The organism is Methylobacterium sp. J-043 (assembly GCF_022829505.1).
GTDB lineage: Bacteria > Pseudomonadota > Alphaproteobacteria > Rhizobiales > Beijerinckiaceae > Methylobacterium > Methylobacterium extorquens_A.
Window position 1 is genome coordinate 263,467 of record NZ_JAKSYB010000045.1, and the last position, 21,120, is coordinate 284,586.

Annotated in this window: 22 protein-coding genes; 9 read left to right on the forward strand and 13 right to left on the reverse strand. The window is 69.3% G+C overall.

What is annotated here, in order from left to right:
* Window positions 1-131 precede the first annotated feature (131 nt).
* Together hpt and MKK50_RS12640 are read right to left on the reverse strand one after the other, a co-directional pair.
* Window positions 132-701, reverse strand: coding sequence for a hypoxanthine phosphoribosyltransferase (hpt, locus tag MKK50_RS12635; protein ID WP_253371628.1), 570 nt, complete (start codon window positions 699-701; stop codon window positions 132-134).
* Window positions 702-887: 186 nt separating this feature from the next.
* Window positions 888-1,637: a zinc-ribbon domain-containing protein gene (locus tag MKK50_RS12640; protein WP_499022695.1), complete on the reverse strand. Its 750-nt coding sequence runs from the start codon at window positions 1,635-1,637 to the stop codon at window positions 888-890.
* Between the two features lie 169 nt (window positions 1,638-1,806).
* Here MKK50_RS12640 and ftsE point away from each other — a divergent pair, with 169 nt between their 5' ends.
* From ftsE to MKK50_RS12655, 3 genes are all read left to right on the forward strand, one after another.
* The gene (gene ftsE / locus MKK50_RS12645) at window positions 1,807-2,508 is read left to right on the forward strand and encodes a cell division ATP-binding protein FtsE (RefSeq protein WP_253371624.1); all 702 of its coding nucleotides are present in this window, start codon (window positions 1,807-1,809) and stop codon (window positions 2,506-2,508) included.
* Entirely contained in the window at window positions 2,505-3,485 is a 981-nt protein-coding gene (locus MKK50_RS12650; protein WP_499022697.1) for a cell division protein FtsX, read from the forward strand. Before ftsE ends, MKK50_RS12650 begins: the two co-directional genes overlap by 4 nt.
* Window positions 3,486-3,726: 241 nt before the next feature.
* Window positions 3,727-4,431 carry a YdcF family protein gene (locus MKK50_RS12655; protein WP_499022698.1) on the forward strand — a complete coding sequence of 235 codons (705 nt, stop codon included), beginning with the start codon at window positions 3,727-3,729 and terminating at the stop codon, window positions 4,429-4,431.
* Window positions 4,432-4,530: 99 nt separating this feature from the next.
* On the opposite strand, the gene MKK50_RS12660 is transcribed toward MKK50_RS12655, so the two are convergent.
* Window positions 4,531-4,905, reverse strand: a complete 375-nt coding sequence (locus MKK50_RS12660) for a response regulator (RefSeq protein WP_499022700.1) — start codon at window positions 4,903-4,905, stop codon at window positions 4,531-4,533.
* A gap of 287 nt (window positions 4,906-5,192) precedes the next feature.
* On the opposite strand from MKK50_RS12660, the gene proB reads away from it, so the two are divergent.
* The 4 genes from proB to rsfS all read left to right on the forward strand — a co-directional run bounded on the left by proB (window position 5,193) and on the right by rsfS (window position 8,953).
* Entirely contained in the window at window positions 5,193-6,326 is a 1,134-nt protein-coding gene (proB, locus tag MKK50_RS12665) for a glutamate 5-kinase (protein ID WP_499022702.1), read from the forward strand.
* Window positions 6,327-6,465: 139 nt separating this feature from the next.
* Complete coding sequence (locus MKK50_RS12670) at window positions 6,466-7,764, forward strand: glutamate-5-semialdehyde dehydrogenase (protein ID WP_499022704.1); 1,299 nt, start codon at window positions 6,466-6,468, stop codon at window positions 7,762-7,764.
* A gap of 55 nt (window positions 7,765-7,819) precedes the next feature.
* Complete coding sequence (locus MKK50_RS12675) at window positions 7,820-8,377, forward strand: nicotinate-nucleotide adenylyltransferase (RefSeq protein ID WP_499022706.1); 558 nt, start codon at window positions 7,820-7,822, stop codon at window positions 8,375-8,377.
* 273 nt (window positions 8,378-8,650) lie between these two features.
* Window positions 8,651-8,953 carry a ribosome silencing factor gene (gene rsfS, locus MKK50_RS12680; protein WP_003600601.1) on the forward strand — a complete coding sequence of 101 codons (303 nt, stop codon included), beginning with the start codon at window positions 8,651-8,653 and terminating at the stop codon, window positions 8,951-8,953.
* Between the two features lie 73 nt (window positions 8,954-9,026).
* On the opposite strand, the gene MKK50_RS12685 is transcribed toward rsfS, so the two are convergent.
* From MKK50_RS12685 to MKK50_RS12705, 5 genes are all read right to left on the reverse strand, one after another.
* Complete coding sequence (locus MKK50_RS12685; RefSeq protein WP_499022708.1) at window positions 9,027-9,737, reverse strand: DUF4166 domain-containing protein; 711 nt, start codon at window positions 9,735-9,737, stop codon at window positions 9,027-9,029.
* Window positions 9,738-9,790: 53 nt separating this feature from the next.
* Entirely contained in the window at window positions 9,791-10,351 is a 561-nt protein-coding gene (locus MKK50_RS12690; protein ID WP_499022709.1) for a GbsR/MarR family transcriptional regulator, read from the reverse strand.
* A gap of 90 nt (window positions 10,352-10,441) precedes the next feature.
* Window positions 10,442-11,482 carry an aldose epimerase family protein gene (locus tag MKK50_RS12695; RefSeq protein WP_499022710.1) on the reverse strand — a complete coding sequence of 347 codons (1,041 nt, stop codon included), beginning with the start codon at window positions 11,480-11,482 and terminating at the stop codon, window positions 10,442-10,444.
* An 81-nt stretch (window positions 11,483-11,563) separates the two neighbouring features.
* Window positions 11,564-13,354: an ABC transporter ATP-binding protein gene (locus tag MKK50_RS12700; RefSeq protein ID WP_499022711.1), complete on the reverse strand. Its 1,791-nt coding sequence runs from the start codon at window positions 13,352-13,354 to the stop codon at window positions 11,564-11,566.
* 92 nt (window positions 13,355-13,446) lie between these two features.
* Entirely contained in the window at window positions 13,447-13,995 is a 549-nt protein-coding gene (locus MKK50_RS12705) for a Spy/CpxP family protein refolding chaperone (RefSeq protein WP_499022714.1), read from the reverse strand.
* 218 nt (window positions 13,996-14,213) lie between these two features.
* Between MKK50_RS12705 and MKK50_RS12710 the strand changes: the two genes are divergently transcribed.
* The gene (locus tag MKK50_RS12710; protein ID WP_499022716.1) at window positions 14,214-15,143 is read left to right on the forward strand and encodes a metal ABC transporter substrate-binding protein; all 930 of its coding nucleotides are present in this window, start codon (window positions 14,214-14,216) and stop codon (window positions 15,141-15,143) included.
* 4 nt (window positions 15,144-15,147) lie between these two features.
* Here MKK50_RS12710 and moaD read toward each other — a convergent pair whose 3' ends face one another.
* From moaD to MKK50_RS12730, 4 genes are all read right to left on the reverse strand, one after another.
* Complete coding sequence (gene moaD / locus MKK50_RS12715; protein ID WP_499022718.1) at window positions 15,148-15,399, reverse strand: molybdopterin converting factor subunit 1; 252 nt, start codon at window positions 15,397-15,399, stop codon at window positions 15,148-15,150.
* A 144-nt stretch (window positions 15,400-15,543) separates the two neighbouring features.
* The gene (gene pgsA / locus MKK50_RS12720; protein ID WP_253371594.1) at window positions 15,544-16,143 is read right to left on the reverse strand and encodes a CDP-diacylglycerol--glycerol-3-phosphate 3-phosphatidyltransferase; all 600 of its coding nucleotides are present in this window, start codon (window positions 16,141-16,143) and stop codon (window positions 15,544-15,546) included.
* A gap of 85 nt (window positions 16,144-16,228) precedes the next feature.
* The gene (gene uvrC / locus MKK50_RS12725) at window positions 16,229-18,277 is read right to left on the reverse strand and encodes an excinuclease ABC subunit UvrC (RefSeq protein WP_499022719.1); all 2,049 of its coding nucleotides are present in this window, start codon (window positions 18,275-18,277) and stop codon (window positions 16,229-16,231) included.
* Between the two features lie 95 nt (window positions 18,278-18,372).
* Window positions 18,373-19,098 carry a protein phosphatase CheZ gene (locus tag MKK50_RS12730; RefSeq protein ID WP_253371590.1) on the reverse strand — a complete coding sequence of 242 codons (726 nt, stop codon included), beginning with the start codon at window positions 19,096-19,098 and terminating at the stop codon, window positions 18,373-18,375.
* A 229-nt stretch (window positions 19,099-19,327) separates the two neighbouring features.
* Between MKK50_RS12730 and MKK50_RS12735 the strand changes: the two genes are divergently transcribed.
* Window positions 19,328-20,038 carry a L,D-transpeptidase gene (locus MKK50_RS12735; protein WP_499022722.1) on the forward strand — a complete coding sequence of 237 codons (711 nt, stop codon included), beginning with the start codon at window positions 19,328-19,330 and terminating at the stop codon, window positions 20,036-20,038.
* Between the two features lie 79 nt (window positions 20,039-20,117).
* Here MKK50_RS12735 and MKK50_RS12740 read toward each other — a convergent pair whose 3' ends face one another.
* On the reverse strand, window positions 20,118-20,831 hold the full coding sequence (locus tag MKK50_RS12740; RefSeq protein WP_499022723.1) for a DUF2076 domain-containing protein: 714 nt from the start codon (window positions 20,829-20,831) through the stop codon (window positions 20,118-20,120).
* Window positions 20,832-21,120 lie beyond the last annotated feature (289 nt).

The following is a 21,120-nucleotide window of genomic DNA, read 5'->3' on the forward strand; positions in this document are numbered from 1 at the left end:
GGATCGTCGCGCCCGAGTGACCGCGGGGAAGCGTGGCCTGTCAAGCCTCATAGGCCGACAGAGTTCCATCGGCCGTCGCTTTGAAGCAAGTATCGCGTTCTTATCAAGAATTTGCCGGACCAAGATTGCGGTCAGGCGCCGCCGAACAGATCCGCGTCGCTGCTGTCGTAGTCGACCAAGCCGACGAAGGGGAGCTGGCGGAAGGCGTGGGCGGCATCCATGCCGTAGCCGACCACGAACACGTCCGGGCAAGTGAAGCCGACGAAATCCGCGTCGATCGTCACGGCACGCTTGCCCGGCTTCTCCAAGAGCACCGCGGTCAGCACGCGCTTGGCGCCGCGAGCCATCAACAGATCCTTGGCGAAGACGACGGTGCGGCCGGATTCGAGAATGTCGTCGACCAGCAGCACATCACGGCCGCGCACCTCGCTCTGAACGTCGCGCAGGATCTCGACTTGGCCCGAGGAGACGGTGGAGTTTCGATAGCTGGAGAGATGCACGAACTCGACCTGCGGCGACAGCCCGGCCCGGTGGAGCGACCGCAGCAGGTCGGCGGCGAACATGAAGCTGCCCTTGAGCACCGCGACGACGAGCAGATTCTCGGGCTTGGCCGCGACGATCGCGTCGGCCAACTCTTCGTTGCGCTTGGCGATCGCCGCCTCGTCGAACAGGACACGGACGCGTTTCGATGCGGTGCTCATGCGGCTCGTGATGTCTTCGCTGAATCTCTGCGGCGCGAACCGCCTTCGGCCGTGCCACGCTGCACCTTACCATGCGCAGCGGGCTCCGCCAGCGCTACGGACCCGCGCAGCCGAAGCGCCCGCTGCCGGATCGGCGCAATCCACAGATGTGAGTCCGCACGCGACGACGGCTTTCCCAGGATTGCTCTAAGGGGACTCGCCGGCTCCCGCGCCGACGGCGGCTTCGTCCGAGAAGCGCACCTCGACCTGCCGACCCTTCTCCGGGGGAGCCGAGAGGCTCGCCTTGAACCGCGCCCGTTCGCCGGGCTCCAGGGCTGCGCGCGGTCCCGGAACGGTCCAGCGGTAGAGCGACTGTCCCCCGGCGTCGCGGACCTCGACCTCGATCGCCGGCACGGCGACGCGCTCCCGTGCAACCGCGACGAGATCCCCCTCCACCACGAGCCGGGCGGGGTTGCTGCCGTCGGCAGAGACCTGAAACGCGCCGATGTCGGTCAGATCGATGCCGCGCAGATTTACCGGCAGGCCGACGCGGGCGAACAGCCCCGCCGTCTGCGGCATCGCCCGCACGACGCTGGCGCGCCCGAGAAGCGCCAACGGCAGGGAGGCGGCGAGGACGAGGGCGGCAGCAAGCGCCGGGGAGAGCCGCCGGGCCGGGCGCTTCGGCTTGCCCCGTTTGGCGGGCTTCGCGGGGCTCGTCCGAGGGCGTGGCACCGGTTCGTCAGCCGGGGCCTCGGCCCTCGGCGCCGGCTCCGGCGGAGCGCTGGTCCCGGGCTCCTCGGCCGCCGACATCTCGTCGAACATCGCTGCCACCACCTCGTCGGACGAGATGAACCACGTCTCGCGGCAGGCCGCGCAGCGCACCGAGCGCCCGCTGGTGCCGACGCGGTCGGCATCGATACGATACTCGCTGGCGCAGGCCGGGCAGACGATCAGCATGGGATGGGTTAAGCCGCGTCGGTGTCAGGTCCCGGCAGCGGGTTGCCGCGCTCTCGAAAAGGACACAAACGTTGTCCCCGAGTAGGGTTAACCGGCGGTGAAGCCGGGTGTGGCACAGGGGTCCTGTGTCGCGTGCGAAGCGTGGAGTGAGCGGGCCTTGTCGGCTGGGATGAAAACGGGCAGCCTCCTGTCCGGCGCGGAGGAGCCCGTCGTCCGGTTCGAGAGCGTCGGCATGCGCTACGGCCTCGGGTCGGAGGTGCTGTCCGATGTGAGCTTCGAGATCGCGCCGCATTCCTTTCAATTCCTCACCGGCCCGTCAGGGGCGGGCAAGACGACGCTGCTGCGCCTGATCCTGCTCTCGGTGCGCCCGACCCGCGGCATCGTCTCGGTGTTCGGCCGGGAGGTGAGCGGCATCTCCAACGACGCACTCACGGGCCTGCGCCGCCGCATGGGCGTGGTGTTCCAGGATTTCCGCCTGCTCGATCACCTGACGACCTACGAGAACGTGGCCCTGCCCCTGCGCGTGCAGGAACGGGCGGAGGCGAGCTACCGGGCGGAGGTCGTCGAATTGCTGCGCTGGGTGGGCCTGGGCGAGCGCATGCACGTCCTTCCGCCGCTGCTGTCGGGCGGCGAGAAGCAGCGCGCGGCGATCGCGCGGGCCCTGATCGCGCGGCCGGAACTGCTGCTGGCCGACGAGCCCACCGGCAACGTCGATCCGAGCCTCGCCCGGCGCCTGCTGCGGCTGTTCATGGAACTGAACCGGCTCGGCACCTCGGTGGTGATCGCCACCCACGATTACGGTTTGATGGATCTCGTCGAGGCACGCCGCATGGTGCTCGCCGACGGCCGGCTGCGGGTGGAAGCCCCATGACCGAGGTACGCTCCCCCGCCCGGACCGGTGCGGCCGCGGCGAAAGCGGCGACGCCCGCGTCCGAGCCGCCGCTTCCGGCCAACCTGCGCCGCAACGCGCCCCTGGTGCCGACCGATTCCGCCGCGAGCCGGGCGCTTGCGGCGGTCATCGCCATCCTCACCTTCCTCGCCGCACTCTGCGCCGGTGCGGCGGAGATCGCCGTCTCCAGCGCCAGCCAGTGGCAGGGCAGCGTCGCGCAGGAGGTGACGGTGCAGATCCGGCCCGGAGCCGGGCGCGACATCGAGGCGGACGTGAAGCGGGCCGAGAGCCTCGCACGCGCCGCGCCGGGCATCGCCGGCGCGCGCATCTTCTCGAAGGCGGAATCCGAGCGCCTGCTCGAACCCTGGCTCGGCAGCGGTCTCGACATGTCGGACCTGCCGGTACCACGCCTGATCGCGCTGACGCTCGCGAGCGACCGGAGCCCCGACCTCACCGGCCTGCGCGCTGCCCTCACCGACGCGCTTCCGGGCGTGGCGAGCCTCGACGACCACGCGCTCTGGCTCCAGCGCCTCTCGACCATGGCCAACACCTTCGCCGGCATCGGCATCGGCATCGTCCTTCTGGTCCTGTTCGCCACCGGGCTCGCCGTGGTCTTCGCCACCCGCGGCGCCATGGCCGGCAACCGCGAGGTTGTCGAGGTGCTGCACTTCGTAGGCGCCGACGACGACTACATCGCCAAGGCCTTCCAGAGCCGCTTCTTCCGCCTCGGCTTGAGGGGAGGGGCGCTGGGTGCCGGCGCTGCGCTTCTGACCTGCGCGCTCGCGGGTCTGTTCGCACGTATGTGGCGGTCGGGTCCGGCGGGCGAGGAGATCGAGGCGCTGTTCGGGACGTTCCAGATCGGCTGGCAGGGTTACGCGATCATCGTACTCATCGGCGTGATCGCGTCCCTCGTCACGGCGGCCGTGTCCCGCTTCACCGTGCGCCGGTTCCTCCGATAGGGTCAGGTCGATCGAATCCGTTAACGTTTCGACAACCATTGGGAACCGAGAGTCCCGGCACCGAACCGTTCATGAGCCCCTGTTTTCGTCCGTCATGCTTCCGCGAGTGCCCCGCCGACAGGCGGCCGGCCGGGGCCGGCTCCCAAACGACTCGCCCTGCGAGTGCCAGTGCGAAGCGCTCGGATGGTCCTGGGCGGCGGACCCGTCGGCCCGCGCATCGTCGCAGCCCTGCGCATCTCGAATGACCGAAGCCCCTGCGCGGCCGCGGCGCGGCATCCGTCTGTTTCGGGCCTTCGTCGGCCTTTCCCTCCTCGGCCTGCTCGCGCTGGCGGGCGGCTTTCTTGCCTTCGTCGCGGAGGTCGAACAGGCCAACCGGCCGAGCCTGAACGGCGTCGACGGCATCGTCGCCATGACCGGCGGCTCGCAGCGCGTCGGCGATGCCATCGATCTCCTGGCGGAGGGCCATGGCCGACGGCTGCTGATCTCCGGCGTCAACGAGCGCACCACCCGCGAGGAGATCGTGCGCCTCAACCCGTCACAGGAGCAGTGGATCACCTGCTGCGTCGATCTCGATTACCGGGCGCGCAACACCATCGGCAACGCCATCGAGACCCGGCGCTGGATGCGGCGTCACAGCTTCGGCACCGTCGTGGTCGTGACCTCGAACTATCACATGCCGCGCACCCTGGTGGAGTTGCGGCACGCCCTGAAGGACGGCGAGACGCTGATCCCCTATCCGGTCGTCTCCGATGGGCTCGATGTCGGCCGCTGGTGGGCGGATCCGGCGGTCACCCGCCTGCTCGGCGCGGAATATCTCAAGTTCCTGGTCGCCTGGGGGCGGACCCGCTTCGAATCCGATCCGGAGCAGTCACGCTTCGCCGTGATGATCGGGCGCCGCCAGCCTGTGAAGATCGTGGCCGAGCGGCTGCTGCACGAGGCGAACTGACAGTCGCGGCGGCCAGCCGATCCGAGTTGGAGCTTTCGAGACCCACCCCGCCATCGTTCGCCGGCGTCGGCCAGGCCGGAGACAGGCGGTGTGGAGAGGTCAGGCGGGGGGCATCATCGCGCTCAGCGCCCTCAGCACCGTATCGAACGCGACCGGCTTCTCGAATCTCAGAATCGCCGCGTAGCTGTCCGGGAGGGCACCGGCATCGTAGCCCGTCACGAACACGAAGGACGCATCTCGGGCAATCAGCCGGTCGGCGACGACGTAGGCACGCTCACCCCTGAGATCGAGGTCGAGAATCGCGCCGTCCAGGGCGACCTCGGAATCGAGGATCTGCAGGGCCGCCTCGACGCTGGCGACCGGGCCGTGGACGACGGCCCCGGCTTTCTGCAAGCCCTGGCGCAATTCGTCGGCCCAGAAATAATCGTCCTCGACGATCAGGACGCGACGGCCCAGTAGGGCACGGACCGGCAACGAGGCACTCCCTGCTTTCCGATGCGGCCGAGAGGCACGCAGGCACGGCGTGAAAACGGTCTCCAGATGGGATCATACAGTTTTCACAACCTGAAGTGCGTAACTTTCCCTTGCGCACTATCCCCGCACACCAAAAACACGCACAGGCTGTATCGCGCGGAATGCCGTGAAGGTCTCGCGCATGGGAGGGATCTGGCCAGGGCCGGGCGTTTGAGGCACAGGAACCGGCCTCGCACCGGCGATCACCAGATTCTCCGTAACGCCCAATTTTTCGTATCGACTGTCGCATGACCGTGGTCCGCCCTCCCACTCTCGAAGATTTCCGCCGCGTCGTCGTGAAGGTGGGCTCGGCCCTCCTCGTGGATCGCGCGCGGGGACGCCTGCGTCACGCGTGGCTCGCCGCGCTCGCCGAGGACATCGCCGACCTGCATGGTCGCGGCGTCGATGTCGTGGTCGTCTCGTCCGGCGCCATCGCCCTCGGGCGCACGGTGCTGGGCCTTCCGCCCGGTGCGCTCCGCCTGGAGGAGAGCCAAGCTTCGGCCGCGGTCGGCCAGATCGCACTCGCCCGCTACTGGACCGAGGCGCTCGGTCACCACGACATCGTCGCGGGACAGGTGCTGGTGACGCCGAAGGACACCGAGGAGCGCCGCCGCTACCTCAATGCCCGCGCGACCGTGCAGAAGCTCCTCGAAGTGCGCGCGGTCCCGGTCGTCAACGAGAACGACACGGTGGCGACCGCCGAGATCCGCTACGGCGACAACGACCGGCTGGCAGCGCGGGTCGCCACCATGATCGGCGCCGATGTTTTGGTGCTATTCTCCGACATCGACGGCCTCTACACCGCGCCCCCCCACACCGATCCGCAGGCGCGGCACCTTCCGGTGATCGAGCGGGTGACCCCGGAGATCGAGGCGATGGCCGGGGGGCCCGCCTCCGAATTGTCCCGCGGCGGCATGCGCACAAAAGTCGAGGCGGCCAAGATCGCCGCCAGCGGCGGTACCCACATGGTCATCGCCGACGGGCGCGGAAAGAATCCGCTGCGCGTGGTCCGCGAGGGCGGACGCTGCTCGTGGTTCCTGTCGGGCTCGACCCCCACCGCCGCGCGCAAGACCTGGATCGCGGGCTCGCTGGACGCCTCCGGCGTCCTCGTGGTCGATGCCGGCGCCGCCCGCGCGCTTCAGGGCGGGGCGAGCCTGCTGCCGGTGGGCGTCACCGCCATCGAGGGGAGCTTCGCCAAGGGTGACGCCGTGCTGATCCGCGACCCCGAGGGGCGCATCCTCGGGCGGGGGCTCGTGGCCTACGACAGCGCGGACGCCGCCGCCATCATCGGCCGCTCCAGCCGCGAGATCGCCGCCGCCTCGGTCCAGGCCGGGCGCACGGAGATGATCCACCGCGACGATCTTGCGATGATCGGTGCCTGACGCGGCCCGCTCCGGCAAGGCAACTTAACATCGACGCTTGTTCAACCCCAAGGCGATGTGCAAAGGGGCGCGGGAGGGTGCATATGCACTCGAATACTCACGCGCGCCGCCCCGGCGGCGCCAGACGGGAAGCGGGAACGTGCCTGTCCTGAATCTTAAGTCCGATCTCGCGGACGCCGACGACCTCGATACGATGATGGCCGGCATCGGAAAGCGCGCCCGCGCCGCCGGCCGGGCGATGGCACTCGCGCCGGCGCAGACCAAGGATCTGGGCCTGCGTGCCATCGCCGATCAGATCCGCGCCAGCGCCCCGGCGATCCTGCGCGAGAACGCGCGGGACGTCTCCGCTGCGCAGGCCGCGGGCCTCACCAACGCGATCATCGACCGCCTGACCCTGGACGAGGGCCGCGTCGCGGCGATCGCCGAGGCGGTGGAGAAGGTCGCGGGCCTCGCCGATCCGGTCGGGCGCCAGCTCGCGGCCTTCGAACGGCCGAACGGCCTTCTGATCGAGCGCATCTCGGTGCCCCTCGGCGTCGTCGGCGTCATCTTCGAGAGCCGCCCCAACGTGACCGCGGATGCCGGCGCGCTCTGCCTCAAGGCCGGCAATGCCGCGATCCTGCGCGCGGGCTCGGATTCGCACCGCACCGCGACCGCCATCGCGGCGGCCATGAGCGAAGGCCTCGCCCGCGCCGGCCTGCCTGCGGATGCGATCCAGCTCGTGCCGACCCGCGACCGGGCGGCGGTCGGCCTGATGCTCACCGGCCTCGGCGGCTGCGTCGACGTGATCGTGCCCCGCGGCGGGCGCAGCCTCGTGGAGCGCGTCCAGGCGGAGGCCAAGGTGCCGGTCTTCGCCCATCTCGACGGCATCTGCCACGTCTACGTGGCCGAGGGCGCCGACCTCGGCATGGCCCGCACCATCCTCCTCAACAGCAAGATGCGGCGCACCGGGATCTGCGGCGCCGCCGAGACGCTGCTTGTCGATGCGGCGGTCGCCAAGACCCACCTCAAGCCTCTGGTCGAGGCGCTGCTCGAATCCGGCTGCGCCGTGCGCGGTGACGCGGCGACGCAGGCCGCCGACCCGCGGGTGAGTGCGGCGACCGACGCGGATTGGCGCACCGAGTATCTCGATGCGATCATATCCGCGAAGGTGGTGGATGGGCTCGACGCGGCCATCGCTCATATCGAGGCTAACGGCTCGCACCACACCGACGCGATCGTCACCGACGACACCGAGGCCGCCACCCGCTTCCTCAACGAGGTCGATTCGGCGATCGTGACCCACAACGCCTCGACGCAGTTCGCCGATGGCGGCGAGTTCGGCTTCGGCGCGGAGATTGGCATCGCCACCGGGCGGATGCATGCCCGCGGCCCGGTCGGCGTCGAGCAGCTCACCACCTTCAAGTACCGGGTCCACGGCAGCGGCCAGACGCGGCCGTGACGCGCTGACGGCGGTTCCTCTGCGCGATCACAGACTACCGCCGGCCGCGCCCGGCATGCGGATCGGCCTCTACGGCGGTTCGTTCAACCCGGCGCATGCGGGGCACCTGCATGTCAGCCGGACCGCCCTGCGCCGCCTTCGGCTCGATCGGGTCTGGTGGCTCGTCACCCCCGGCAACCCCCTGAAGGACCATGGCGTGCTCGCCCCGCTGGACGAGCGGGTGGCGCAGGCGCGGGCGCTCGCAACCGATCCGCGCATCGCCGTCACCGGCTTCGAGGCGGGGATCGGCAGCCGCTACACCGCCGATACGCTGCGCTGGCTGGTCCGGCGCCGACCGGCCCTCCACTTCGTGTGGATCATGGGTGCGGATTCGCTCGGCACCTTCCATCGCTGGCGCCGTTTCGACGAAATCCTGTCGCTGATGCCGGTCGCGGTGATCGACCGTCCCGGTTACACGCTGACGGCGCCTTCGGCGCGGGCGGCGCAGACCTTCGGATCGGCCCGAATTCCAGAGGCGAACGCCCCCACCCTTGCGGTCCATCCCACACCAGCCTGGGCCTTCCTGCACGGGCCGCGTTCCGGGTTATCCTCAACCGCCTTGCGAACACGGTGACGGCGCCCTCTGCCGACCCGGCTCCGGGACGATCGTCACAGCGCCGGCCGGGGTTTTGGCCACCCAATTGCGGCGCACGAGCCTTAGGGCGCTTCTTGCGCTTGAAAAGTGGGCCGAAAGCGGCCAATTTCAGCGCGTGGCGGGATCGCCGCGAATTGATCTTCAGGAACCGAGACCCTGTCCGCACACATTCCACACGTCGGTGTCAGCTTCGATGCCGAGCCTGCCTCCTCCGACGCGCTGAAGGCCCTGGCCCTCGGATGCCTCGATGAGATGAAGGCCGAGGAAACCGTCGAGATCGACCTCGCGGGCAAGACCTCGCTCGCCGATACGATGATCATCGCGTCCGGCCGCTCCCAGCGCCATGTCGGCTCGATCGCCGACAAGATCATCCAGGAGATGAAGGCCAAGGGATTCGGCAATGCCCGCGTCGAGGGCATGCCGGCCTGCGACTGGGTGCTGATCGATGCGGGCGACATCCTCGTCCACATCTTCCGCCCCGAAGTCCGCGGCTTCTACAACCTCGAGAAGATCTGGGGCGCCGACCGGCCGTCGGGCGCATTGCTCGCAGGCTAGCCCTTTCTATTTGCATCGTCTTTTTTCCGAAAAGCCGGTGACCACCTCTTGGGACGATGCTCTGAACCTTCGATCAGGGTAGCGCGGCGGTGACCTCGTCGCGGGCCTCGACTTGGTCGCAGAACACCGCCTCCTGGCGCAGCAGCCGGCCGAGCCAGGCGTGGCGGATTTCCAGAATGAAGCGGAAGGCGCGGGCGCCGGTGGCGCCGTGGCTGACCGTCAGCGTGCCCGGCGTCAGCCATCGCGGCAGGATGAGCCGGAAGCCCGGCAGGTCGATGAAGTAGCGCTCGCTGCGAAACACCAGCGCCCGATCCTCGACCAGAACCCGCAGACTCATGCCGAGCCCGGCGCCGACCCGCTCCTCCAGCCCGGTCGGCCCCCGGAAGCGCTTGGCCGAGTGGATCGCCTGCGGGAAGCCGGAGCCGCGGGCGTAGAGCCGCGTCCAGATCTGGCCATTGCCGGCGCCGTCCTGAGTGACGGCCACCACGCTCGGCACGTTGGCGATCCGGGTCGTCGGCAGCGGCGCGCCGACGAGGCGCAGGGCCTGCGCGAGCAGCCAGCCGAGCCGGGTCAGATGGGTCTCGACCACACGTCCGGCATAGACCGCGCTCTCACCCTCGCCGAGCCGCTTCGAGAAGCGCCGCCGCACGGCTGGCGGCAGCCGCGCCCAATCCGCCTCCGGCACCAGCGCGCGAAAGCGCAGGTCGAACAGCTCCGCCGGGCGAACCGGGCTCGCGGTCGGGGCTCTTGCGATCGGGACGGCGGCTTCGGCGGCGGCGCGCATCAAGGGCCTCCTCAAACACTCTCCCGGACGGCGGACGCCCGGCCAGCGGGGGATCAGGTCTCGGACTTCACGGGCAGGTAGCGGACGATGCGGCCACCAAGCCGGATCAGCTTGGCCAGGGTGTTGTGGGGCACGTTCAGCATCTGCGCGTACCAGCCGTCGAGCGTCTGGGTGAAGTCGAGCATGGCCTTGAGCCGCCGCCCGGCCACGGCTCCGACCCGAGGGTCGCCCTCGGCCTCGGCCACACATTCCTGCAGGGCCTTGAGCGCCGGGTCGATCTCCCGCTCCTTGCGGCCGGCGGCGATGCGGGTGACCATCTCCCACAGATCCGTCTCGGCGACGAAGAAGTCCCTCCGCTCGCCCAGCACCGGCACACGCCGGATCAGGTTCCAGGCCGCCAACTCCTTCAGCGAGTTCGAGACGTTCGAGCGCGCGATGCCGAGTGTCCCCGCGATGTCCTCTGCCGCGAGCGGCTTGTCGGAGAGGTAGAGCAGGGCGTGGATCTGAGCGACGGAGCGGTTAACGCCCCACTGCCCGCCGAGATCGCCCCAATGAAGGATGAACCGCTCCACCGCGGGCGCGAGGGTTTGCGGTTGGTCTGAAATTTCTGTCATGACAGAAATTTCAGACCAAATGAGATGGATGTCAAGCGCGCGGGTTCACGTCCGTTGGCTTCCTTGCACCGATACGGCCGCCCGTCCCGCTCAGCCCGCCGAGAACCGGTAGGTGGTGCTCGAAGTGAAGACCTCTCCCGGCCTGAGGACTGTGCTCGGAAAATTCGGGTGGTTGGGCGCATCCGGAAACCCCTGCGTCTCGAAGCAGACGCCGTCGCCCGAGCGGTAGGTACGGCCGGACGGGCCGACCAGCGAGCCGTCGAGATTGTTGCCGCTGTAGAGCTGCAGCGCCGGCTGCGTCGTCGCGACATCGAGGCGCCGCCCGCTGACCGGGCAAAGGCAGGAGGCGGCCGGGCGTAGCGTGCCGGCGGGGCCTCGCAGAGCGAAGGTATGGTCGTAGCCGCCCGCGATCACGATCTGCTCGTGGCCCTGCCGGATGCGCGCGCCGAGCGGGGTGGCTTCGCGGAAATCGAAAGGCGTTCCGGAGACCGGCGCGATGATTCCGGTCGGAATCTGCGTCGTGTCCGTCGGTGCGTAGGCGTCGGCGAAGATCTCCACAACGTGATCCATCACGTCGCCCGTGCCCTCGCCGGCGAGGTTGAAGTAGCTGTGGTTGGTCAGGTTCAGCACCGTCGGCCGGTCGGTCTCAGCGCGGTAATCGATGCGCAGCGTTCCGGGCTCGGGCAGGCTGTAGACGACCTCCACGTCGAGATTGCCCGGAAAGCCCTCCTCGCCATCGGGGCTGCGCCGCCTTAGCGCGATGCGCGTCTCGTCCGCCTCCGCCACCTGCCACAGGCGCTTGGCGAAACCTTCGGGGCCGCCATGCATGGAATTGGGCGGCTCGTTGATCGGCAATTCGAAGGCGGTGCCGTCGAGGGTGAAGCGCCCCCTGGCGATGCGGTTGGCGTAACGCCCGGCAATCGCCCCGAAATGCGGGCTCACGGTCTCGTAGCCCTCCAAGGTGTCGAGGGCGAGGACGACGTTGGCGCAGCGGCCCTCCCGGTCCGGCACCTCGATGGCGGTGAGAATCGCGCCGTAATCGATCACCTGAACCCGCAGATCGTCGCACGCGAGGGTGTGCCGCGTGACGCGCTCACCTGCCCGCGTCGTTCCGAATGGCTCTGGCCGCATCCCTGTCTCCCGCCGTGACCGGGACTTACGCGCGAGAGGCCGTGCGGGTCGCACGGGGCCGTTCGATTCATGCCACCGCTGTCAGGCGGGGGCCGCCTGCGCTCTCGATACGCTGGAATCATCCGACAATTGCAGCCGGTGGAGGCGCGCATAGGTGCCGCTCGCGGCCACCAGCTCGTCGTGTCGCCCGAGTTCGATCACCCGGCCCGCCTCCAGCACCGCGATGCGGCCCGCCTCGCGCACGGTCGAGAGGCGGTGGGCGATGACCAGCGTCGTGCGCCCGCGCATCAGCCGCTCCAGCGCCTCCTGCACGAGATGCTCGGATTCGGAATCGAGGGCGGAGGTCGCCTCGTCGAGGAGCAGGATCGGCGCGTTCTTGAGGAAGGCGCGGGCGAGCGAGATGCGCTGGCGCTCACCCCCCGAGAGCCGGCCGCCGCCCGGCCCGACCCGGAACGCATAGCCCTCGCCCAGACGCGTGATGAAGCCGTGCGCCGCCGCGGCCCGCGCCGCCGCCTCGATCTCGTCCTGCGTCGCGCCGGGCCGGCCGAAGCCGATATTGGCGGCTACGGTGTCGTCGAACAGCACGACTTCCTGCGACACCACCGCGATCGCCGCGCGCAAGGAGGCGATGGTCACGTCGCGCACGTCGGTGCCGTCGATGAGAACCCGCCCCGCCGTCACGTCCTGAAGCCGGGGGACGAGGTTGAGCAGCGAGGATTTGCCCGAGCCGGAGCGCCCGACCAGCGCCGTGGTCGAGCCCGCGGGCACCACGAGGTCGATGCCCTCCAGGGCGGGCGCGTCGGCCCGGTAGCGGAAATGCACGGCCTCGAAGCGGATCTCGCCCCGCGACACCGTCAGCGGACGAGCTGACGCGGATTCGCGGATCGTCGGCTGCTCGTCCATCAGGGCGAAGTAGCGCGTCAGCGCCGCCGCCGCCTCCTGAAGGATGGCGTTGAGGGTGCCGAGCGCCCGGGCCGGCTGCGCGGCGAGCAGGAGCGCGGCGACATAGCCGGTGAAGTCGCCGACGGTGCGGTCACCCGACATCACCCGCTGGCCCACCAGCACGAGCACGCCCGCCACCGCGAGACCGCCGCCGATCTCCATCAGCGGGTCGAGCCGGCCGCGCGCGTTGGCCGCCTTCATCTTGAGGCGGCGCACCTCGTCGAGCGCCTGGGCCGCGCGGTCCTTGAGATAGCCTTCCAGCGCGTAGGTCTTGGCGACGCGAGCGCCCTGGAGGCTCTCGGTGATGAGGCTTGCGGTCGCGCCCATCTGCTCCTGGGTCGTGGTCGAGACCTGGCGCAGCCGCTTGCCGATCCGGTTGACCGGCCCGGCAACGAGGGGGGCCGTGACCGCGGCGGCGAGCGTCAGCAGCGGGTCCATCCACACCAGCGCGATCACGAGCGCGGCCAGCATCGCCACATCGCGCAACAGCACGGTCGAGATGCGGGTCAGCGCCTCCTTGATGAAGGCGAAGTCGGTGGTGAAGCGCTGAGTAAAGGCCGCCGGGCTCTCGCGGCCGAGTTGGGCGAGGTCGGCATCGATCAGGTGGGCGTAGAGCGCGGCCTGCATGTCGGCCTCGACGCGGGTTACGACCCGGTTGGTCAGCACCGTCTGCCCGAACAGGGCGAAGCCGCGGGCGGAGGTGACGGCGATGACGATGAGCGGGCCGTATGCCAGTGCGCTCATGTCCTTGCGGTCGAACGCGTCGAAGGCGGCCTTGATGAGGGCCGGGTAGAGCCCCGTCGCCGCGCCGACGACGGTGATGAGCACAAGGACCACCGCGAGCGTCGCGCGGTGGGGTGAGAGCCATTCCCGCCAGAGCCGCCCGAGCAGGGGAAGGGTGTCGCCTCTCAGAAGCGGCCGGCGCGCCATCGTATACCGTGTCTGTGCTGACCCCGGCCGGAACGACCGGAGCCCGCGGTGTTTGCCGCCGCGCGGCTCGCGGATCAAGCGACCGCTGTCCTTCAGTCGCGCTCGCCCCCGTGCCGGTGCCCGTGCTTGTGCGGTCCGCCGAAGGGGCGCATCGGCCGGGCGAGCACCATGGCGCGGCGCTTCTGGCCTTCGTCCAGGCTGGCGAAGAGCGGCGTGCTGGCATCGGCGAGCTTGCGCAGGGCTTCGCCACGAGCGGTGGCCGCGTCGGCCATGGCGCGGAGCGTGCCGGGGGCGTCGTCGATCATCCGGCCGCGCTCCCGCCGCGCCTCACGCTGGGCGGCGCGCTGCTTCGAAAGATCGCGCAGGGCCGTCTCGACCGGCGGCCATAGCTTCTCCTGCTCGGGGTTCAGCTTCAGTCCGGCATGCAGGCCGGCGAGGCGGGCATCGGCGAAGGCCGCTCGGTCCTCGGCCGAGAGCGCCGACCAGCGCCCGTGCCGATGGCCGTGGGGGCCGTCCGCGACGGGGCCGCCCCAGTCGCCGGCATGCACCGCCGCGGACCCGAGGCCGGCCGCACCGAGGATTGCCAGCCCCGCCAGCAGGAGCCCGGCCCTGCTTCGCTTGCTCAGGTTCGGCTTGGTCATCACACACCCTCCACCGTTCAGGGGCCCTTGCCCCGACCCCGAGAGGATGGGTCCGCTCCGTCTCTCGCGTGTGTCCGCTCGTCTCCGGTTTGTGTCTGCTCCATGAAACCTTCTCCATGTTGGCAGCCCGGCACGTTCTGCGCTGCACAATCGCAACCCGGCCCTTGGCGATGTGATAATGTTACATTATCACCGTGGCTAAGCGGAGGAGTGTCGGTATGGGTTTGGGCGTGGGGCGCGGCGTCGCCATCGTTGTTCTGGTGCTGCTCGGCCTTGCGCCGTCAATGGCCGCGGCGGAGGGGGCGCGGCTGAAGGCAGTGGCGACCTTCTCGATCCTGGCCGACCTCGTGGCGCAGGTCGGCGGCGATCAGGTCGCCGTGACGAGCCTCGTCGGACCGGACGCCGACGCTCACGGCTACTCCCCCACGCCGGGCGACGCCCGCAAGCTGGCCGAGGCGAATCTCGTCGTCGTCAACGGCCTCGGCTTCGAGGGCTGGATCGAACGGCTGATCAAGGCCTCGGGCACCAAGGCGCCGGTCACCATCGCTTCGAAGGGGGTGAAGACGGTCGCGGGCAGCCACGACCACGATCACGCCGAGGATCACGGACACGATCACGGCAACCACCCCGATCCGCATGCCTGGCAGAACGTGGCGAATGCCAAGCTCTACGTCGCCAACATCCGCGATGGCCTCAGCGCCGCCGACCCGGACCATGCCTCGTTTTACGCCGCGAACGCCGCCACCTACACGCAGAAGCTCGATGCGCTGGACGCCGAGATCCGCTCGGCGCTCGCCGGGATCCCGGAAGAGCGGCGGCGCATCATCACCACGCACGATTCCTTCGGCTACTTCAGCGCCGCCTACGGCATGCGCTTCCTGGCGCCGCAGGGCATCTCCACGGATAGCGAGGCCGGTCCGAAGGACGTCGCCCGCATCATCCGCCAAATTCGCCGGGACAAGGTGCCGGCAGTGTTCGTGGAGAGCATCGCCGACCCGCGGCTGATGCAGCAGATCGCCCGCGAGAGCGGTGCCAAGGTCGGCGGGCGGATCTATTCCGACGCGTTGAGCGCGCCGGGTGGGCCGGCGCCGGGCTATCTGGAGATGATGCGCGCCAACCTCAACGCGTTCCAGGACGCGCTGAGCTGAGGGCCTAACCGCCCGTCATCGGTGGGAAGAAGGCGATCTCCCGCGCTCCGGCGATGGCGCTGCCGGGCTTGGCGTGGACCCGGTCGATGGCGGCGCGCACCACGCCCTCGTTCTCGAAGGCGTAGGCGTATTCCTCGCCCCGCGTCTTCAGCCAGCCGATCAGGTCGGCGACGGTGGCGACGCCGTCGGGCGGGCTCACCGTCTCCTCGGGCTTGCCGACGCGCTCGCGCACCCAGGCGAAGTAGACGAGCTTCATCTTGGATCGTCCTCGTTGATGTGAACGTGCGAAGGCGCCTGCGTGCCGTCAGTGCGAGGCGAAGCCGAAGCAATCCAGGGCTCCGCTCTTTCCGGACATGCCGCGATCTGGATCGCTTCGCATTCGCTCGCGATGACGGGCGCCTCAGCGCGGATCGTCGATCACGTGCCGGATCCCGGCCCTCATGTAGTCCCAGCCGGTGTAAAGCGTGAGGGCAGCCGCGAGCCAGAGCAGGACGATGCCAGCGGTGAGACTGCCGGGAAGGACGGCGTCGCCGGCCGGGCCGGCGACGAGGAAGCCGAGGGCGATGAGCTGCACCGTCGTCTTCCACTTGGCGATGCGGCTGACCGGCAGGCCGACCTTCAGTTCCGCCAGATACTCGCGCAGGCCGGAAACCAGCACCTCGCGGCACAGGATGACGATGGCCGCCCAGAGCGACATGCCGGCGATGGTGCGGTCGGCGGCCAGCATGAGGAGGAGGGCGGCGACGAGGAGCTTGTCGGCAATGGGGTCGAGCATCCGCCCGAGCGCCGAACTCTGCGCCCAGGCGCGGGCGACGTAGCCGTCGAGATAGTCGGTGATCGCGGCGGCCACGAACACGCCGAAGGCGGTCCAGCGCGCGGCGAACTCGTCCGGCCAGAACAGCAGGACGACGACGACCGGCACCGCGACGAGGCGGCCGTAGGTGAGGCAGTTCGCGAGCGTCCAGGCCTGCGACCGGCGTCGGGGGAGGACGGCGTTCATCGGCGGGGTGAAATCATGGGCGGCCGGGGGCGTCAACCGCGTCGTCGCTGCATCGGGTGCGGACTCTCTCGGCACGGGGCTCGGCTCAAGCATTGGCATGGAAGAAGTCGTAGACCGCCCGCGCGGTGGCGGCGTTCACGCCGGGCGCCTTGGCGAGATCCTCCAAGGCGGCGCGTTCAATGGCTTTCACCGTGCCGAAATGGTGCAGCAGCGCGCGCTTGCGAGTGGGGCCGATCCCGGCGATCTCGTCGAGCGGGTTTTTGGTCATCTCCCGCTTGCGCCGTGCGCGGTGGGTGCCGATGGCGAAACGGTGGGCCTCGTCGCGCAGGCGCTGCACGAAATAGAGCACGGGATCGCGCGGCGGCAGCTTGAACGGGCTGCGGCCGGGCACGAAGAAGGTCTCGCGGCCGGCATCGCGGTCGCGACCCTTGGCGATGCCGACCAGCGGCACGCCGGTCACGCCGATCTCGGCGAGCGAGGCGCGGGCCGCCTCCAACTGTCCGGCGCCGCCGTCGATCAGCACGAGGTCGGGCCAGGCGGGGAAGGCATCGGGATCGTCCGGCACCTCGGCCACCGCCGGAACGGCTTGCTCCGGGGCCTGCGGCTCGCCGGCCTCCCCCTCTTGTGGCGTGCGCGGCGCCTCCTTGGCCAGCCGCTTGAAGCGGCGGGTCAGCACCTCGCGCATCATTCCGAAATCGTCGCCGGGGGTCAGTTCCTCCGACTTGATGTTGAAGGTGCGGTAATGCGTCTTCATGAAGCCGGTCGGCCCGGCGACGATCATGCCGCCGACTGCCGCGGTGCCGGAAATGTGCGAGTTGTCGTAGACTTCGACCCGCCGTGGCGGCTTGTCGAGCCCGAAGGACTGGCCCAGCGCGACGAGGAGCTTACCCTGCGAGGCGGTGTCGGCGAGCCGGCGCCCGAGCGCCTCCTTGGCGTTGCGTTGCGCGTACTCGACGAGGTTCTTGCGCTCGCCCCGCTGCGGCTGGTGGACCTCGACGCGGTGCTCGACCCGGCTTGACAGGGCGGCGGCCACGAGTTCGGCATCCTCGATCGTGTGGCTGACGAGGACGAGCCGCGGGGCCGGCTTGTCGTCGTAGAACTGCGAAATGAACGAGGCCAGCACCTCGTCCACGCTCATGGAGCGGTCCGCCTTGGGGAAGTAGGCGCGGTTGCCCCAGTTCTGGAAGTTGCGGAAGAAGAACACCTCAATGCAGAACTGGCCCGCCTGCTCGTCGATAGCGAACACGTCAGCCTCCTCGACGCCTTGCGTGTTCACCCCCTGCACGCCCTGGATCGCCGAGAGTGCGGCGATGCGGTCGCGGAAGCGCGCGGCGCGCTCGAATTCGAGGGCCTCGGAGGCGCGCTGCATCTCCTCGCGCATCCGGTCTTTCACCGCGTTCGACTTGCCCGAAAGGAAGGCGCGGGCACTGTCGGCGAGCCCGCTATAATCCTCTAGAGCGATCTCGCCGGTGCAGGGGCCGGAGCAGCGCTTGATCTGATAGAGCAGGCAGGGCCGGGTGCGGTTCTCGTAATAGCTGTCCGAACAGGTCCGCATCAGGAAGGCGCGCTGGAGCGCGTTGACGGTGCGGTTGACCGCCCAGACATTGGCGAAGGGGCCGTAGTAATTGCCCTTGCGGCGGCGCGCACCGCGATGCTTCACGATCTGCGGCGCCGGCCCGTCGCTGGTCAGCAGGATGTAGGGGAACGACTTGTCGTCGCGCATCAGCACGTTGAAGCGCGGCTTCAGCTGCTTTATGAGGTTGGCCTCCAGCAGCAGCGCTTCCGTCTCGGTCGCCGTGGTGACGAACTCCATCGCCGCCGTCTGGGCGATCATCCGGGCAATGCGGTTGGAATGCGCCTGACCGCGGGCATAGGAGCCGACGCGGGCCTTCAGGTTCTTGGCCTTGCCGACGTAGAGCACGTCGCCCTTGGCATCGAACATCCGGTACACGCCCGGCGAGGTCGGCAGGGTCGACCAGAACCGGCGGATGATCTCGGTGCCCGCCTGGACGGCGCCGGGCTCGAAATCGAAGTCGATCTCGGGCGCCTCGTCGAGGGAGGCAGCCTCGGTCTCGTCCTCGTCGAACCCGTCGGGCGGGACGTCGTCGAAGGCGGATCGGGTCGCGCGGCTCATGGCCCCGATGTAAGCCGCGGCGATTCCGGTTGAAAGGGCCGCGGTCGCCTCAGCCAGGACAATCGCTCCGAGCGATGACCCTGTGACGGGAAGCGTCAGTCGAACAGGGCGTCGATGTCCGACTGATCGACGTGACCGGGATCGTCCTGGAGCTTCGGGCCGTTGAGAAGCGAGCTTTCGTCGTTCTCATCGACAACGGCGGTCTCGACTGCGAGCAGGTCGCGGAAGCCTTCGAGTCCGCTCCAGGCCTCAATGACGCGGTCGAGATGCTCCTCGACGAATTTCAGCACGTTGACGATCTTGCTGATGCGCTGACCGGTCAGATCCTGGAAGTTGCAGGCCTCGTAGGCTGAGATCACGTTGTCGAGGATGCCGTCGACGTTCTCCTGGGCAGCCTTGGGCAGGCGCAGGCCGCGCATCATGTTGGCGTTGGTCTCGATCCGCTCGATGCTGCCGAGGATCGTCGAGGTGGCTTGCTCGGTCGATTCGACCACTGCATCGAGCTCGCCGGCAACGCGGCGCATGCCCTTGCCCGTGGTCTCGGAGCGGTGGAGGCTGGCGATCTCGCCCTTGGTGCGGGTGATCGCTTCCTTCATCACTTCGAGTTCGTGACGCATCGCGAACGCATCGTTGAGCTCGCGGCGGCAGGCTTCGATGGTCTCGCCGGCACTGGCCTGGGTGATGCGGCGCAGGTCGTTGATCGCCGTCAGGATTTCATCGAGGCGCGGATTCGGAGTTGCCTCGGCCGGAGCCGCAGAGACACCGGCCGCCGGAACGGGCAAGCCCAGGCTTTCCTCGATGCGGTAGCGCTTGGTGATCATCGGTCGGACAGGCCTTCGAGGTAAAATTTCGCCTGACACAATCCCGTGCACTGGTTTCGATTTGCTGAAAGTTTTCCGAGGAGCGGGGTCATTTACGGCCCGTTGACGACGACTCGGACTTAGCGGGGGCTCGAGCCCCGGAGGAAATGATTCACCACGTCCATTCATCGCCCGCAGGCACGACCCGGAAAAGACTTGCCGCATCGCGTGTGCAGAGCAGGGGCCGGGGATGCGGGCGAAGTGGGGCGGGGCGCTGGCGGCGCTGGCGGTGATGGGGTCGAGCGTGGTGGCGCAGGCGGAGCCGGGCCGCTACGGCGGCGGCTTCATCGAGTTCCTGATGACGGCAGATGGGTCGAGCCCGGCCCGGCGCGCGTCGGTCGATGGCTACGGGGCTCTCGGCGAGCCTCGGCCGCTAGCCGTCCCGCAACCGCGCGCCCGGTTCGCGGCGCTGCCGACGCGGCCGGCGCCCGAGGAGGGAATGATCGCGCGGGCCGTCGATCCGCGCTTTTCCCGGCAGGTTGTGGCCTATGACGGGCCGGGTCGTGCGGGCCAAATCGTCATCGATACGAACGCCAAATATCTCTACCTGATCCAGCCGGAGGGCCGAGCGATCCGCTACGGCATCGGTGTCGGGCGGCCGGGCTTCGTCTGGACGGGGGCGAAGACGATCTCGGCCAAGCGGGAATGGCCGGATTGGACGCCGCCTGCCGAGATGCTGCGGCGGCGCCCGGACCTTCCGCGGCACATGGTGGGGGGCCCGGAGAACCCGCTCGGGGCCCGGGCAATGTACCTCGGCACCTCGCTTTACCGCATCCATGGCACGAACGAGCCGCACACGATCGGGCAGAACGTATCCTCGGGCTGCATCCGCATGATGAACGAGGACGTGATCGACCTCTACGAGCGGACGCCGGTGGGCACTCGTGTCGAGGTGATCTGACGCGATCTTACGAAAGCAGAAGCCCGGCGCCGTGGGAGCGGCGCCGGGCTTTGCAAGCATTCAGGACGTGCGGGCGGGATCAAGCCCAGTCGTCGTCCCCGCCATCGCCGAGGTCGCCACCGAAATCGTCGCCGCCACCGCCGCCGAACGAGGCGTCTTGGAAGCCGCCGTCGCCGCCACCGAGCGCCGACCCGAGATCCTGATCGCCGCCGCCACCGAACATGCCGCCGCCGGTCTCACCGCCGGCCAAGCCCGCCGCGGAGGCGCTGCCGAGCTGCGAATGGCCACCCGCGAAGGCATTGGAGAGGGCGCTGCCGAGCAGCATGCCGCCCGCTGCACCGGCCGCCATCGGCAGAGCGGTCGCCAGGAAGCCGCCGCCGCGTGCGGGCTGCTGAGCCTGTCCGCCCCAAGGCCCACCCTGCGGAGCGCCACCGTAACCCGGCTGCGGACCGCCCTGCTGGCCGTAGCCGCCCTGCTGGCCCCAGGCCTGTCCCGCCGGCGGCCTCTGCGGCTCGGAGCGCTGGCCACCGCCGAAGATGCTCGACAGGAAGCCGCCGCCGCCGCCGGCCGGCTGCGACTGAGCTTGCTGGCGCGCCTGTTCGAGCTGCTGGTTGAGGCTCTTGATCGCCTCTTCCTGTACGTAGATGAGCTGCGCCATGGCGTAGGGCGCGTAAGGCTGGTTGCGGAGCTTCTCGGCAATGAAGCGCTCCGCATCGGCGTCCCGGGCCTGGCCGGATGCCTGTTCGAGCCGCTGGAAGATGCCGTTGATGATGTCGCGTTCTTCGCTGTTCATGGAGCTGTCTCCCTGAGGCGCCGACGGCGTCGACACCGCGCGGCGGCTACGAGATGGGGACCTGTGGAGCTTTTGTCAGGGGGCCAGCGTCGATTCCCCGCTCGCGGCCGGGCGGTTCGTACCCAGGCGCCGCACGGAATGGCCATAAAAAAAAGCCCGGCGCGAAGCCGGGCTTTTCTGGGGGAGGTCCGGCGGTCCGGTGAGGGACCGCCGGAGTTCCGGATACTAGTACGAGCCGAACTTGTAGTTCAGGCCGGCGCGGACGACGGCGAACTCGGTCTCGCGGACC

Bases quoted from the DNA above. Each gene is read 5' to 3' on its own strand.
- rsfS (WP_003600601.1), top strand. From the start codon at position 8,651: ATGAAGGCCGAGGAAACCGTCGAGATCGACCTCGCGGGCAAGACCTCG.
- MKK50_RS12705 (WP_499022714.1), bottom strand. From the start codon at position 13,995: ATGACCAAGCCGAACCTGAGCAAGCGAAGCAGGGCCGGGCTCCTGCTG.
- proB (WP_499022702.1), top strand. From the start codon at position 5,193: ATGACCGTGGTCCGCCCTCCCACTCTCGAAGATTTCCGCCGCGTCGTC.
- MKK50_RS12710 (WP_499022716.1), top strand. From the start codon at position 14,214: ATGGGTTTGGGCGTGGGGCGCGGCGTCGCCATCGTTGTTCTGGTGCTG.
- MKK50_RS12695 (WP_499022710.1), bottom strand. From the start codon at position 11,482: ATGCGGCCAGAGCCATTCGGAACGACGCGGGCAGGTGAGCGCGTCACG.
- MKK50_RS12690 (WP_499022709.1), bottom strand. From the start codon at position 10,351: ATGACAGAAATTTCAGACCAACCGCAAACCCTCGCGCCCGCGGTGGAG.
- MKK50_RS12685 (WP_499022708.1), bottom strand. From the start codon at position 9,737: ATGCGCGCCGCCGCCGAAGCCGCCGTCCCGATCGCAAGAGCCCCGACC.
- MKK50_RS12730 (WP_253371590.1), bottom strand. From the start codon at position 19,098: ATGATCACCAAGCGCTACCGCATCGAGGAAAGCCTGGGCTTGCCCGTT.
- MKK50_RS12640 (WP_499022695.1), bottom strand. From the start codon at position 1,637: ATGCTGATCGTCTGCCCGGCCTGCGCCAGCGAGTATCGTATCGATGCC.
- MKK50_RS12740 (WP_499022723.1), bottom strand. From the start codon at position 20,831: ATGAACAGCGAAGAACGCGACATCATCAACGGCATCTTCCAGCGGCTC.
- MKK50_RS12675 (WP_499022706.1), top strand. From the start codon at position 7,820: ATGCGGATCGGCCTCTACGGCGGTTCGTTCAACCCGGCGCATGCGGGG.
- uvrC (WP_499022719.1), bottom strand. From the start codon at position 18,277: ATGAGCCGCGCGACCCGATCCGCCTTCGACGACGTCCCGCCCGACGGG.
- MKK50_RS12700 (WP_499022711.1), bottom strand. From the start codon at position 13,354: ATGGCGCGCCGGCCGCTTCTGAGAGGCGACACCCTTCCCCTGCTCGGG.
- hpt (WP_253371628.1), bottom strand. From the start codon at position 701: ATGAGCACCGCATCGAAACGCGTCCGTGTCCTGTTCGACGAGGCGGCG.
- pgsA (WP_253371594.1), bottom strand. From the start codon at position 16,143: ATGAACGCCGTCCTCCCCCGACGCCGGTCGCAGGCCTGGACGCTCGCG.
- ftsE (WP_253371624.1), top strand. From the start codon at position 1,807: ATGAAAACGGGCAGCCTCCTGTCCGGCGCGGAGGAGCCCGTCGTCCGG.
- MKK50_RS12735 (WP_499022722.1), top strand. From the start codon at position 19,328: ATGCGGGCGAAGTGGGGCGGGGCGCTGGCGGCGCTGGCGGTGATGGGG.
- MKK50_RS12650 (WP_499022697.1), top strand. From the start codon at position 2,505: ATGACCGAGGTACGCTCCCCCGCCCGGACCGGTGCGGCCGCGGCGAAA.
- moaD (WP_499022718.1), bottom strand. From the start codon at position 15,399: ATGAAGCTCGTCTACTTCGCCTGGGTGCGCGAGCGCGTCGGCAAGCCC.
- MKK50_RS12655 (WP_499022698.1), top strand. From the start codon at position 3,727: ATGACCGAAGCCCCTGCGCGGCCGCGGCGCGGCATCCGTCTGTTTCGG.